Here is a 12,742-nt window from a genome sequence, read left to right on the forward strand (position 1 = left end):
AAAGCATAAGTAAAAGCTAGACTCATTAGCTTTTTAGTGTTATTCTAGCAACAATAAGTCTATTTTTTTTAATAAGTTACGCTCTAGTTTTACGTTGTCTAAGTAATAATGCTCTGACTTGTTACTGCTATCTACAGTATCCATTCGTACATCCATCAAAGTCTTAACGTTTGAGACTGGATGAATTCTGAATGTAATCAAATAGTTTATGTTATAAATTATTTTTTTATTGCCAATAATTCTTCTGGGAATAGTCACCTCAATACTTTCTCTCAAAAATATTCTATGTGAAGTAGCTTCCGACAATTCGTACTTAGATTGATTATAGAGCAAATAATTCTTAACTCTATTAAAAGTTATATCTAAAGGGCAAGAATAAGTTCTTTCTGCTAACTTAAGTTCATTTACTATATTTTTCACTCCATACAATTCATTTTTTATTTCTCTGTATTTATATATTGAGTCATTTAAAATAGATACATCATCTTTAAGGCTACCTATTTGCTTGTTTAGGGAGGCCATCTTCAACTCATTGTTAGCTATTTCTTCATTTAATTTTTTTACTAAAAAAACACTATCACTTCTAAGGTTCTTAATTCTATCTTGTAATTTAATATTAATTTTTTTTAAATTCTTATTATATCTTTGGAGAGTAATTGTTTTTTTTTTTTTTTCAACATTAAGTTGTCATCCTTTAGTTTTAAATTTTCAGAAACCAAAGGATTGATTTCGCTTTCCGCTCGTGATCCATGCGGTTGATTTTTTGCTTGCGAATAGGCATGATTTGTAAAAAAAACTGACCACAGTGTCATAATTATGAGAAGAGTCAAAGTTTTCTTACTAAGAGAGGAGATAAATAATTTCATGCTTGTATAGCTTGTTATAAATTTATGATATTTTTTTAGTACCTTCTCACAAGTCCACATTCTACATTTATTTGTAGATAAGCAATGAGACAATATTATTTATCGAGCGCATTTCAATTTTACGCTTAGAAGGAAATATAGTCAAATTTTACTTCCCCAGTCTCTATTATACCTTGTATTAATGGATAGCGAACAAGGTTTTTTATACTAAGTTAGGCTCAAACTCCATCATCACAGAATAAAATTCTGCCATTTTTAAGGTGTGTAAAATTGAAATTTGCCCCTATTATCCTAAATTTTGTCAAATTTACCTAAACTGATTAGTGCAAAAATATAACAAATAAATACAATATTTATCCTAAAACAATGTGGTTATGAGTTGCAAATTAAAATATTTTTATTTTAAAATAAATGTCATTTTTATTTTAAAATAAATGTCATTTTTTGTTAAAATAAATATCATTTTGGTATATTAAGCTTAAATTTTGGTATATTGTACTAAATCAGATTTTATCTGACATATTGGTAGTGTTACAAAATGTATTCTGTTGTTATAGTGCCTTTTGGCGTTATATATAAGCCGAACGGGCTCAGTTCAATTTTGCGCTTAAAGGGAATATGACCAAATTTTATTTTACAATCTTCTGTATCAACTTGTATTTATAGACTAAAAATTCCATTATAACAGAATAAAATTTTGCCATTTTTTAAAGTGTCTAAAATTGAAATGCGCTCCTCTTATCCTTGCAGGAGAGGGGAATTATATACCATTTGATAATGAACCATCTTCTCAAACTTGCGGCTTACTTACTCGCATGGATAGTGGAACACATCACCAATCTACCTTTTTTCCCTCCTTGGAATCAATCAAACGCAGTCATGTACTCCAACAAGATCAGCAAATATCGGGTGTATTTCAAAGTTACGCGGCGTTACGCAGGATTACCTTCTTTATTGCTCATGAGAGCGACTCTTAGTTTGAATACATTATCACAACCGGTATTGGACCGCATGGACGGCCCCGCACCATTGCCCAATCAATTTCATTCTGGCTTGTATGAGGGTTTTGTGAGCCGACTCAATAGCCCCAATAATTCAGCCTGTTGTCGGTAGTGCTTGTAATTCATTCGGTAGGTATTGTTTTTTAGGTATTTCAACAGGCTATCGCGAATGTCTTTGAGCAAGACTTCTGGCAAGTGTTCGCCTAGGCGATTGCAGACCCGATAAATGGTACTATCGCTTACTTTTACCCTCAAAAATAGCTCGAGTCTTTCCAAAAACTTGATGCGCACCTGCTAGGGTAACCAAATGCTCAAGAAAGGGAATTAGACGAATCTCTTGATGAAGAGTATATTGGCTGTATTTGTTTGATTTTTAGATACTTATTTGTCTACATTGTCGGGTCTTGTATATGTTTTTTGATGATTTTTGGACACTTTACCTATGTTTCTCTTCTTGGCTTTTCTGTCCAAACTATCCTAAAGTTTTACGAAGCCTTCTTCGTGGTCAAAGAAACTATCATGATTGTTGAGCGAACGGATCGTATTCTTTAGACACGCTCTAAGAGAGCTTCTTTGGTCATGGTGGTAAAAAAGGGGGGGAGTATACAGATTTGTTGTATCACAAAGATAGACCTCAACCTTACTTTGAAATACACCCGTTGATAGACATCTATTATACACTTAACGCACCGTTACCTATATTTTGAAACTGCATCAGGTTCGTGAAAGGGTAAAAGGCCGCTGAGCGTCTAATTTTAGAAAAATAAAGAGCAAAATCGTAAAAGACCACATCGAGGAGCCTCCATAGCTAAAAAAGGGCAAAGGAATCCCGATCACTACCATCAGGCCGATGGTCATGCCAACATTAACTAAGAAGTGAAAAAACAGAATACCCGCGACACAATACCCGTAGGCGCGAGCAAACCGCGTTCGCTGTCGTTCGGCTAGAAACACAATCCGACACATCATTCCTAAAATCAGCAGTACTACTGCTGCACTACCAATGAAACCATGCTCTTCGCCAATTGTACAAAAAATAAAATCAGAGTGCTGTTCGGGTACAAAGTTGAATTTGGTCTGTGTACCATCCAAAAAGCCCTTTCCCCATAAGCGCCCCGAACCAATCGCGATTTTTGATTGAGTTACGTTCCACCCGATTCCCGTAGGGTCAATTTTAGGGTCTACAAGCACTTTGATACGATTGCGATGGTGAGTTTGGAGGACATTATTGATCAAAAACTCTACACTAGTTGTAAAGAGCATCATCGCCCCAAAAATCACAACCAAGTTAATGGCAGTTTTGCGGTTTCGGTCATAGCGAGGAATGACAAAGTAAAATACCAACACGCCAATTACGCCTAATCCTAAAGAAATATAGAGTGGGGAAAAAAACAGCGAGAGGATAAATAATACAATAGAAATAACCACAATGGCAGGATAAATGCCTGGAATACCTTCGCGATAAAGCACAATCAGAAAAGATACAAATACCAATGCACAACCTACTTCTTTGGAAGCAATGATAAGAATCATGGGTAGGATGATGAGTCCAGCCGCCCAAGCCATATCTTTCCAACGACTAAGGTTGATGTTGGGCTGGGTGATATAGCGTGAGAGGAGAAGGGCGGTACCTGTTTTGGCAAATTCGGCTGGTTGCAAAGAAAATGAACCAAATTTAATCCATGATTTAGAGCCTTTGATATCGGTAGCTACTACCAACACTACTAAAAGCAACAAAATACAAGCACCATAAATAAAAGGCGCAAAAACCTCCCAAAATTTGTGGTCAATTACTAAAATAGCAATGATAATAAGTGTGGAGGTGCCAATAAACATAAATTGGCGGCCTGCATTGTTTGAAATATCAAAAAGCTTGGTTTGCTCTTCGGGATCATATACTGAGGCGTATACATTAAAAAGACCCATAGTGACACAAGCGGCGTATATCAATACCGTCAGCCAATCTAGGTTTTGAATGATGTTTTGTTCGTTACGAGCCATTTGATGAAAGCTACTTTAAGAATAAATAAAAATCGTTGATAGCAAGTGTACTGCCTATCCGTTGATTGGCTTGCTAGTTGTGGCATTGTCTTGTTTTACGATGGTAGCTTCAGGTTTAGGCGGGGCAGGTTTTTCTTTGGGTGCCGAGGGTTGTTGCTGCGATTTAGGAATGATTACGTTTTGTAAGAAATTCTTGTTTTTCCATTCTTGTTCGTAGGCTTTACGCTCTACGTGCCCTTTGAGGTATTTTTCGATGAGAAGCGATGCTACGGGCGCAGCAGCAAATCCTCCAAATCCTCCATTTTCGACAAAAACAGCGATGGCAATTTTGGGATTGTATTTTGGGGCAAAAGCGATAAATATAGAATGGTCTTTTCCTTTTTTGTTTTGAGAAGTACCGGTTTTACCACACATTTGAATGTCAGGAATGATAGCCCCGCGAGATACCGTACCCCTTACTACGGCCATCTCCATACCATTGACTACTTCCTCAAAATAAAGACGATTTACGCCAGTTTCATGTTTTTCTTTAAACTCAGGGAGTGGGTTTTCATTCTTGCCAACGCCTTTTACTAAGTGAGGGGCAATATACCAACCGCGGTTGGCAATGATAGCGGCAAGGTTGGCCAATTTGAGGGGCGTAATGAGTAATTCTCCTTCACCAATACTCAACGAGTAAATTTGACCAAAACGCCATTGATTCTGGCCAATCCTTTTATCATAATATTCGGCATCGGGCAGTACACCTTTGGCTTCACTTGGTAAGTCGATGCCTAATTTTTGTCCAAATCCAAACTTTTTGGAATCTTCATACCATCTTTGGAGACCAGCGGAAGAAGCCTTGAATACATTACGCTCATTGTTGGCATAAATCATACGCTTGAAAACATGGTAAAAATAAGGGTTACAAGACCACTGAATCGCACTGTGTACACCCGACAATCCTCCGTGTCCGTGGCATTTCATAGGGGCACCGGCATGAGTAAACACACTACCGGGGGTGATTGCTCCCATTTGCATGGCTACCAATGCTTGGACTGTTTTGAAGGTAGAACCTGGACGGTAGCTTCCCATCACGGCACGGTTGTACAGTGGTCGATAAGGATTTAGTGCCAACTTAGCGTAGTTTTTAGAAAAATCGCGAGTAGCAAATAGCGCAGGGTCATAAGTAGGGGCAGAGGTAATCGTCAATACTTCTCCCGACGAAGGCTCAATAGCCACCACAGCACCCGCTTTATGTTGCATAAGGCTATCAGCGTATTGCTGTAGGTCTAAGTCAATACTGGTATAGAGATTTTGACCAGCCAGCGCAATGGTATCCATTTCGCCATCTTTCCACGAACCTTTGGCTACACTGTGCACGTCTTGCATCACATATCTAACACCGCGCCTGCCGCGTAGTTGCTCTTCGTAGTATTTTTCAAGACCGCTTTGTCCTATCAAATCGCCTTGACGATAGTAGGGGTATTCTTGAGCGTCAAGTTGTTTTTTTGAAACTTCGCTTACATACCCCAACGCGTGCGCTAGTACAGGGGCAGAATAAGTCCGAATGGAGCTTTTCTGGTATTCAAACCCTGGATAGTCGACCATTGCATCTTGAATCCGCGCAAAATCTTCTTTGGACAATTGACGCATAAAGAGCGAAGGCTTGACCCGAGAATAAGTCTTTGCGGCTTTCATCAAGCTGTCAAAACTACTTTTTGTGATACTGAAAAGATTACACAAAGCAAGTGTATCGCTGACTTTGAGCTTGTTGGGGGTTACGTATATATCATATACGAGGGTATTATAAACAATCAATCGCCCTTTGCGGTCGTATATTTGACCACGCATCGGGATATCTGGTATAGCTTTGATTGAATTACTCGCTGTTTCGTAAGTATTGTCAAGTACTTGAAGATAAAGTAGGCGACTCAGATAAATAATGGCTACCACCACAAACAATCCGTACACAAAAAACTTCCTATTTTCTGACATCTAAGTATTATAATTTTTAATTCGTTCTCCGTAGGCAAGTGAGCAGTAAATCGTAATGATAACGATTGTTCCTTACTACAAAGTTCGGGGCTTTTTATGAATTAGCAAGCATCCTTGCAACTAATTCCATAAAAAAAGGAGGATGTCCTACTCCTTTGCTTTCAGACGTTTGAAACTGCCTGAGAATGTTTTAGTGTTTTAGTTGTCTTTGATGAGTCTCCCAACGTTTGAGAATGATTTGGTATGTGGATAATTTGCTCATTTTCATTGTTTTATCCATTGGTTGGGGGGCTTTGTAGTCTGGATTTTGCAGTCGTTACCATAAGCATGTTGGCTGACTTCATCCACAACAACCCCTCAAATTAAGCCTATGGATTAACGTACTACGAGCTGAATTGAAACCTCAATGTCCTCTTTGATCTTATTGTACTTAGTAGGTATTATCAATCCAGTCACGGTTTTAAAAACCAAAAGGTGAGCCGGATTAGCTCACCTGAAGCAAAACCTCGCATTAGTGGGCGTAGTTGCTTTATTTCAGTCATTTAGGAATGTCAATAGATGATTTTGTATTTCTTTTCTTTGTTTGTCATTAGCATTATCATCCATTTCGTTGTGTGTTGTGCTTTCTAATTTTATTATTTTAATTCCAAATTTTTTTATTTCTTTTTCTGTAGGCAAAACACCCTCATCTGCTGGTTGGTCGCTTGAGCGTAACGAATATACTTTAACCTTTTTTGATTTGGGTAATTCCATTCTTCTGTTGTCAAGTGTAATTATTTTTTCTATCGTGTTTGGATATTTCTGCGGGAAAAGAGCTGTCATATCTCCACCGTTTGAATGTCCAATCAGTGTAATATGATTGTAGTTTAAGTCAGGATTTGTCTTTTTTAGTTCGTTTAAAACAAATAAGATATTGTCAGCACCGCGCTCCCAAAAAGGTCGTCTGACGACTTGTGGATTCCCTGTCAAGGGCAACAAACTGTCGGTTGCGAGTTCATGTTGAATGCTAACAACAAAAAAACCTTTGGATGCTAAAAATTCTGTCAAGTAGGAGTATGCTAAATAGTCTCCGCCTTTGTTTTGGCCGTAACCATGGCTAAAAATCACCACCTTTTGTTTTTTGGAAATGTTGGCCTTTGGTTTATAAATGGCAATAGGAATTTCTCTCTGCCTACTTTGGTCATACAATTTCAAAGTGTCAAGTCTAAAATCGCCCATAGATTTGTTATAATCCAATTTTCCAAATGTTGAGAAACTTATCAAAATGCCTAATACGAAAATTATTCTTGTCATCTAATTTTTCTGTTTAAATATGTTTTTGTAATGGATGCTAACGGTTTTGGGATTTGTGCACTTGGAGACTCCTAAGTATTTTATTATCTACTTCAATTGTGTACTTCACCACTAAGTGACGCAAACGCTATTATGGGTGGATACTTTTCTCGCGTTCACTTGTTGCCAAATTTTTTGGTTTAAAGATAATAATTGTCAATATACCCCAGACTGTTATCAAAAATCCCATATAATTTACAATGTTGTTGTTGGCAAGGTCTGCTGTAAATGCGATATCTATGGTTGAATGAAAAATAGCACAAATTAAAATACTTGCTTTGGAGGAGTTGTAAAGCCAAGTCAGTAATACACTTCCTGTGAGTAGACTAAATGTCCATCCCAATATTCCTGCAAATTCCATGGAGACGTAAGTGGGTCTGTAAAAGAAAAGAGGCCAATGCCAAATAGCCCAAAATACTGTCAAGATAATACTTGAATTTAATGCATTAAATTTTTCCTGAAACCTTGGTAACGCAAAACCACGCCAACCCACTTCTTCCCCAAAGCCAAAGAAGATTAAGTTGTAAATGAAAAATGTCAATAAGTTGAATTGAGGAAACTCTTCTGAAGTTAAAAGCCCAGCTAAATTGATGGGCGAGTTGTCAACGAAATAATTTATAATTGTCGCAATAAAAACGAGTAAGAATGGACTTAATAATGCAATAGTCAAATAAATGAGTGGTCGTGCCTGTAAGCATTTTTTAACTAAAAGTTTTACTCCTTGTTTTTTTTGATATATCCAAGTTGTTAGAAATGAAGCGATTAGAGGCCCAAAACCTCCAATGCCGTGGTGATAAGGCAAAGTTGGCAAATGGGGCAAACCAAAAGTATGTCCATACAACGGAAGCCAAATAGTCCAACTAATTAAATAAGCAAGTCCGAAATATGTTATAAGTTGTTTCATTTATTTTGATGGTTGTCGTATTTGTGTTTATTATCAAGTAGTTATGGTTGAAATAGCTTGAGGTCGGACCTCACGAACGGTACAAGGTTTCAATTTATGACTAACATTTAATAGGAGTACTTATCTTCGATTTTGCCTTATTGGCTGGCATTTGTAGTCCTGCCTCATTTTTAACTATTCAAATATTTATTTGGAATGTTTGTTGGAAAGTAGTGAATACCATAGTTGGCTTTAATCAACAATGAAACGACTTCATAAATATCTTTTTCAGATCTCTGAAATTGTCTTAATAAACCCATCATTGCGTAACTTATTGGATTTACAGAAGGTACAAATGTTTCCCATTCATAGCCCTTTCCCCAGATAAGTCCTTTTACAGTTATTGTCAAGTCAGCTTGCTTTGAAATCAAAAATTTTAAAATATCTAAACTTTTGTTTGAATCTTGGTTTACTGTATGAAAGATTGGTGTGTGTCCACCAAAACCGTTCTCATCAAATCCTGCTTTTGAATTAATATCTGCCCCGTGTTTTACAAGAACTTTTGCGCAAGACAAATGATTATATTCAGCACAAATGTGAAGTAGTGAAACTTCAAAAAGTGGTGTGAATGTACAGTTGAATGAATATCTTTTCGTAAGTGCACTTTTGTCTACTGCCAATTGTTTGTCAAGCAAAAAATCGTTGTCTAACAATACAGAAAGTAAAATTTTATCTTCAAAATCTAAACCATTGTCAACAAAAGCCTGAATACAACTTTTAAATAATGGGCCACGGGTGTACATATTTATAAGTTCGTAAACTAATGGTTTTCCATTTATGATTGCATTTGGATTAATTCCATTTTTGAAACAATCCCTTATTCCCTCAACAGAATGCAGTTCAAAGTTTGTGATAATTTTTTGTAAATAGTCCATTTGATTTCAAGGTTTGTAGGTTCTTGCACGACAGCCCCCGGTTTTGGTATTGTCGAAAGTTAAGATTTTTAGTTTAAATTTCTGTATTCTAAGGGTGTATGTCCTGTTTTTTGTTTGAAAAGTTTACTGAAATATTGTGGATACTCAAAACCTAATGAATAGGCAATTTCACTTATCGAATTGTGAGTATTGAGTAAGATGTTTTTTGCTTCTTCGATGAGATAATAATGTATTTGATCTTGAGCATTCATTCCTGTTTCTTTTTTTAGCAAATCGCTTAAATAATTTGCCGATAAATGGACATTATCTGCCAAATACTTTACTGTAGGTAAACCTTTTTCTTTAAGAAGCTCTGTCTTGAAATAGTTTTTGAGTAAAGTTTGAACTTGTGAAACTGTATTTGAATTTGTGTTTTTACGTGTAATAAATTGGCGGCTATAATAACGACTACAGTAATTTAATAACAGTTCTATATTTGAAACCAATATAGCCTGACTGTGATTGTCGATGTTTTCGTGTAGTTCGGTTTCAATTTTTTGTATGCATTCGTATAGAATTTGCTTTTCTTTGTCAGACAAATGCAATGCTTCGGAAGTTTCGTAATTGAAAAAAGTATAATCGTTCATCTTGCTGCCCAATGACGTTCCACGAAGTAGGTCGGGGTGAAAAAATAAACCCCAACCCATCATATCGTCTCTTTTTTCAATTTCATTATCCATAATAAGAACTTGTTTGGGTGCAATGCAAATCAAGCTACCGTCTTGGAAATCAAGTGATTGTCGTCCATATCGTAATTTGTTAGCACAATAATTTTTAAACATTATTGAGTAAAAGTCGGCACTCATTCGTGTTCCGTCCTCTATATATTCATCTGTTTTACTGAAATCTACCACTGAGATCAAAGGGTGATTCGTTTTGCATTTGACAAAGTTATTGATTTCTGAAATGTTTTTTAATTGGATAATCGGCTTCATGACAGTTGACTCATTATGATTTTATCAAATAATTTATCTCCGAGGTATATTCTCATCCAAACCATCGGTTTAGCCCACAAACCAACTCTATATCTTGTTTTTGGCTTTGTTTCATTTACAATTTTAGAAACAGTTTTAGAGATCACTGTTGGTTTTGAGCCTTGTCCTTTATCGTACATTTTTTTAGTTGCTGTTACAAGTTGATTTGTCAGAGAGGAATAGGCTCCTTTTGATGAAAATTGACTGATATTCTTTAGCATAACCTCTCCAAATTCAGTTGCTATGACACCTGGCTCTAGAACCACAACTTTAATATTGAATTCTTGTAGCTCTAATCTTAAACAATCGCTAAAACCTTCAACGGCGTGCTTACTGGCGTGATACCAAGCACCCATTGGGGTGTACATTTTACCACCCATTGAAGACGTATTAATGATAGTTCCGCTTTTTGCTTGACGCATGTAAGGCACCACTTTTTGTGTAATAGTAGCTAATCCAAATAAATTTACTTCAAATTGTTTTCTGGCTTCATCAACAGGGATATCCTCAACTGCTCCATAAAGTCCATAACCGGCATTGTTCCACAGTACATCAATTTTGCTTTCATGTTTGATGATTGTATCCACCACATTTTGAATGTCGTTTTCATTGGTTACATCCATTTGAATGGGGTACCCTCCCATATTTTTGAGGTCTTGCATGTGGTCAATGCGTCTTGCAACCGTATATACTGTATGCCCTTCTTGGATTAGTGCTTTGGCTGTCTCTTTGCCCATTCCAGAACTTGCACCTGTGATTAAAATTACTTTTTTGCTCATTTTTTTATATTTTGAAATTACACTGCAAATGTCAATCTAATGAGCGGTTGTTTGTCAATACAAATTCTAGGTTGTTGTATACTTTTTACGGATTGTAGGGGCTTTATAGCCTTGTAGGCAGTGGTTGGGCGATGGTCTGGATTAAGCCTCTCGAAGGCTTTGGGGACCTATGAGCTCTAAAAGCAAAAAAGCAGGCCAAAACTTGCTTTCAGAGTAAGTTGCACAAAAAAAGGTTTGGCAAGTATTCATCGCTAAGCTAGCTGCCAGCCCAAGTTGAAGGATTTGGGGATTTCATGGCTTGGCCTACGGCCACCACGAATGCTTAGTTATTACATGCTGTTTTTTATCATTTTTCTTCCAACGCTTGAAATATTTTACCAAGAATGAAATATGCTCTTGTATGAGGATACCAATTTCCATAGGCACCAGAGGTCATAGCAATGACCATATTCTCTTCAGGAACAACCACCAAATGATTACCACCATTTCCTGATGCCCATAGATAGTTTATTTCTCTGTTGCCAAACTTCCTTTTTGTTTTGTACCAAAGCATGCCATAGCCGTCAGCCAATGGGTTGTAGTTGCCTATTGCAGAGGAGTTTTCGTTCAATAATCGATTTATATAGTCATAATCGGCTAACTGTTTGTTTCCCCATTTTCCTTGATTTGCAACCAATAATCCCAATTTTGCAAAGTCCAGCGTGGAAATGTAAAGATTTCCAGCAGCACCAGTTTGATTGGCAGCATTGGTGTACCAATAAAACTCTTTGATTTCTAAAGGGTCAAAAACTTTTTGTTTAGCATAGTCTCTTAGACTCATACCCGATTTTTCTTCAATGATGGCTCCAATCAAAACGGCATTGATATCTGCATAGACCCATTTTTTCCCAGGCTCGCTTGATAGTGGAACGCTTAACAAGTAGCTTAACCATTCATCTTTTGCTATCCATTTTCCTTCGCTACCCATTGTTTTAGAATTGTCAGAATCGGCATCCAAACCAGAAACCATATTCAGTAGATGAATGAGTTTCACCTTTTTATAATCTTCGTGAAGAGAAGGATACTTTTCCTTAGGAAAAAATGAATAAACGTCTTGCTCTAAATTTTTCACCAATCCGTCTTTTATAGCTACCCCCAAAAGTAAAGCGGTAATACTCTTTCCAGCAGACCGAATATCATGAATGTGATTACGCCAAAACGTATTATAGTAATTTTCCAATACAATTTTATTGTCTTTAATCACAATCAGTCCTCGATAATCTCTTTGTCTAAATTTAGAAATTGTATCGGTAAGGGCAGTGATGGAGTCTTGATTGAAACCCGCATCCGCTGGACTAACAGCAGGAATATGGGGGATAGCTTTCATTTGAGCAAAGGATGAGTATGCCAGAAACAAAAGAAAGAATGTTAAGGTTTTTTGTTTCATGCTTCGAAGTGAGCTTAATATCATCGTTTTGATTTTCAGTCTAAAATAGTCGCTAATGGTTCGGGTATTGCCGAAGGCGAGGTAAATCTAAGCACTTCATTTCCATAAATGTACAAGAGTTTACTAGAAATACAAAAGCTGAAGTTTGCACTTCAGCCCTGCTTTGCCAATACCTTGTTAGCGACTGCCACATGGGTGTTAAACGATTTTTAACGATTGAATTAAACCGTCGTGAAATTCATATAGATAAGTCATCACAATCGGACTTCCGGGAAACGTTCCTGAAACTTCAGTTTTCAAGGTATGTTTGGTTTCCGAATACTCAAGAGGTGTCATTGTTGCCTGATATTTTTTATTAGCCTCATCTATCCACTTTTCTATTTCTTTCCTGCCGTTGTGAGTTTTTCCTTCATCAAAAACTACGGCTGTTTCAGTAAAACAATTTGCATAAGCAACGCTATCAAAGTTGTTTTGTGTTTTAATTAAATTGGTAACTACTTTTGGTAAGTTCATTTTTTTATTTTTTTTA

The 12,742-nt window shown here is 36.8% G+C and carries 12 protein-coding genes; 1 reads left to right on the forward strand and 11 read right to left on the reverse strand.

All coding sequences use genetic code 11. The annotated features are described in order from the left end of the window. Window positions 1–39 precede the first annotated feature (39 nt). Together P1X15_RS13725 and P1X15_RS13730 are read right to left on the reverse strand one after the other, a co-directional pair. Window positions 40–522 carry a hypothetical protein gene (locus P1X15_RS13725; protein ID WP_277338698.1) on the reverse strand — a complete coding sequence of 161 codons (483 nt, stop codon included), beginning with the start codon at window positions 520–522 and terminating at the stop codon, window positions 40–42. A 104-nt stretch (window positions 523–626) separates the two neighbouring features. After that, entirely contained in the window at window positions 627–866 is a 240-nt protein-coding gene (locus P1X15_RS13730) for a hypothetical protein (RefSeq protein ID WP_277338699.1), read from the reverse strand. Window positions 867–1,643: 777 nt separating this feature from the next. Between P1X15_RS13730 and P1X15_RS13735 the strand changes: the two genes are divergently transcribed. Next, the gene (locus P1X15_RS13735) at window positions 1,644–1,979 is read left to right on the forward strand and encodes a hypothetical protein (protein ID WP_277338700.1); all 336 of its coding nucleotides are present in this window, start codon (window positions 1,644–1,646) and stop codon (window positions 1,977–1,979) included. Window positions 1,980–2,581: 602 nt separating this feature from the next. Here the strand turns inward: P1X15_RS13735 and rodA are convergent. The 9 genes from rodA to P1X15_RS13780 all read right to left on the reverse strand — a co-directional run bounded on the left by rodA (window position 2,582) and on the right by P1X15_RS13780 (window position 12,726). Next, entirely contained in the window at window positions 2,582–3,868 is a 1,287-nt protein-coding gene (gene rodA / locus P1X15_RS13740) for a rod shape-determining protein RodA (protein WP_277338701.1), read from the reverse strand. Between the two features lie 54 nt (window positions 3,869–3,922). Next, window positions 3,923–5,845 carry a penicillin-binding protein 2 gene (gene mrdA, locus P1X15_RS13745; protein ID WP_277338702.1) on the reverse strand — a complete coding sequence of 641 codons (1,923 nt, stop codon included), beginning with the start codon at window positions 5,843–5,845 and terminating at the stop codon, window positions 3,923–3,925. 534 nt (window positions 5,846–6,379) lie between these two features. Beyond that, on the reverse strand, window positions 6,380–7,138 hold the full coding sequence (locus P1X15_RS13750; RefSeq protein WP_277338703.1) for an alpha/beta hydrolase: 759 nt from the start codon (window positions 7,136–7,138) through the stop codon (window positions 6,380–6,382). A 130-nt stretch (window positions 7,139–7,268) separates the two neighbouring features. Further along, window positions 7,269–8,081, reverse strand: coding sequence for a CPBP family intramembrane glutamic endopeptidase (locus P1X15_RS13755; RefSeq protein ID WP_277338704.1), 813 nt, complete (start codon window positions 8,079–8,081; stop codon window positions 7,269–7,271). A gap of 170 nt (window positions 8,082–8,251) precedes the next feature. After that, window positions 8,252–8,995, reverse strand: coding sequence for an ankyrin repeat domain-containing protein (locus P1X15_RS13760; RefSeq protein WP_277338705.1), 744 nt, complete (start codon window positions 8,993–8,995; stop codon window positions 8,252–8,254). Between the two features lie 68 nt (window positions 8,996–9,063). Next, window positions 9,064–9,969, reverse strand: a complete 906-nt coding sequence (locus P1X15_RS13765) for an AraC family transcriptional regulator (RefSeq protein WP_277338706.1) — start codon at window positions 9,967–9,969, stop codon at window positions 9,064–9,066. Further along, window positions 9,966–10,787 (reverse strand): oxidoreductase, encoded by an 822-nt coding sequence (locus P1X15_RS13770; RefSeq protein WP_277338707.1) that lies wholly within the window; start codon window positions 10,785–10,787, stop codon window positions 9,966–9,968. The genes P1X15_RS13765 and P1X15_RS13770 overlap by 4 nt, the downstream gene beginning before the upstream one ends. Window positions 10,788–11,133: 346 nt before the next feature. After that, window positions 11,134–12,213, reverse strand: a complete 1,080-nt coding sequence (locus P1X15_RS13775; RefSeq protein ID WP_277338708.1) for a serine hydrolase — start codon at window positions 12,211–12,213, stop codon at window positions 11,134–11,136. A 198-nt stretch (window positions 12,214–12,411) separates the two neighbouring features. Beyond that, window positions 12,412–12,726, reverse strand: coding sequence for a nuclear transport factor 2 family protein (locus P1X15_RS13780; RefSeq protein ID WP_277338709.1), 315 nt, complete (start codon window positions 12,724–12,726; stop codon window positions 12,412–12,414). Window positions 12,727–12,742 lie beyond the last annotated feature (16 nt).

Origin of the sequence: Runella sp. MFBS21 (assembly GCF_029433105.1) — a bacterium.
Taxonomy (GTDB): Bacteria; Bacteroidota; Bacteroidia; order Cytophagales; family Spirosomataceae; genus Runella.